Genomic DNA, 1,359 nt, shown 5'->3' with positions numbered 1-1,359 from the left:
GACCTCGTCCTTCGGCAGCGAGGAGCCGCCGGTGACGGTCATCTTCTGCTCCTTGCCCGTGCCCAGGTCCTTCGCGGTCACGTGCATGATGCCGTTGGCGTCGATGTCGAAGGAGACCTCGATCTGCGGGACACCGCGCGGGGCCGGCGGCAGACCGGTCAGCTCGAACATCCCGAGCTTCTTGTTGTACGCCGCGATCTCGCGCTCGCCCTGGTAGACCTGGATCTGCACGGACGGCTGGTTGTCCTCGGCGGTGGTGAAGATCTCGGACCGCTTGGTCGGGATCGTCGTGTTCCGCTCGATGAGCTTGGTCATGATGCCGCCCTTGGTCTCGATACCGAGGGACAGCGGGGTGACGTCGAGGAGCAGGACGTCCTTGACCTCGCCCTTGAGGACACCGGCCTGGAGGGACGCGCCGATGGCGACGACCTCGTCCGGGTTGACGCCCTTGTTGGCGTCCTTGCCGCCGGTCAGCTCCTTGACCAGCTCGGCGACGGCCGGCATACGGGTCGAGCCGCCGACCAGGACGACGTGGTCGATCTCCGAGAGGGAGATGCCGGCGTCCTTGATGACGTTGTGGAACGGCGTCTTGCAGCGCTCCAGGAGGTCCGCGGTGAGCTGCTGGAACTGGGCGCGGGTGAGCTTCTCGTCCAGGTGCAGCGGGCCCTCGGCGGACGCCGTGATGTACGGCAGGTTGATCGTGGTCTCGGTGGACGAGGACAGCTCGATCTTCGCCTTCTCGGCGGCCTCGCGCAGGCGCTGGAGCGCCATCTTGTCCTTGGAGAGGTCGACGCCGTGGCCCGCCTGGAACTGCTTCACCAGGTAGTCCATGACGCGCTGGTCCCAGTCGTCACCACCGAGGTGGTTGTCGCCGTTGGTGGCCTTCACCTCGACGACGCCGTCACCGATCTCCAGCAGGGACACGTCGAAGGTGCCGCCACCGAGGTCGAAGACCAGGATGATCTGCTCGTCCTTGTCGAGGCCGTACGCCAGGGCGGCGGCGGTCGGCTCGTTGACGATGCGCAGGACGTTCAGGCCCGCGATCTCGCCGGCCTCCTTGGTGGCCTGGCGCTCCGAGTCGTTGAAGTACGCGGGGACGGTGATGACCGCGTCGGTCACCTTCTCGCCCAGGTACGCCTCGGCGTCACGCTTCAGCTTCTGAAGGATGAACGCGGACATCTGCTGCGGGTTGAACGGCTTGCCGTCCAGCTCGATCTTCCAGTCGGTGCCCATGTGGCGCTTCACCGAGCGGATGGTCCGGTCCACGTTCGTGACCGCCTGGCGCTTGGCGACCTCGCCGACGAGCACCTCGCCGTTCTTGGCGAAGGCGACGACGGACGGCGTGGTCCTGGCGCCCTC

Annotated in this window: 1 protein-coding gene; it reads right to left on the bottom strand. The window is 66.8% G+C overall.

The window, feature by feature from the left end:
- Positions 1 to 1,359, bottom strand: a 1,359-nt coding sequence (dnaK, locus tag G6W55_RS37660; RefSeq protein WP_175525065.1) for a molecular chaperone DnaK, incomplete at both ends; no start/stop codon positions are given.

The organism is Streptomyces sp. CAI-85, from assembly GCF_013363615.1.
In the GTDB taxonomy this organism is placed as follows: domain Bacteria; phylum Actinomycetota; class Actinomycetes; order Streptomycetales; family Streptomycetaceae; genus Streptomyces; species Streptomyces antibioticus_B.
The sequence above is the reverse complement of the archived record's forward strand: the minus strand, read 5'-3'. Positions and strand labels throughout refer to the sequence as shown.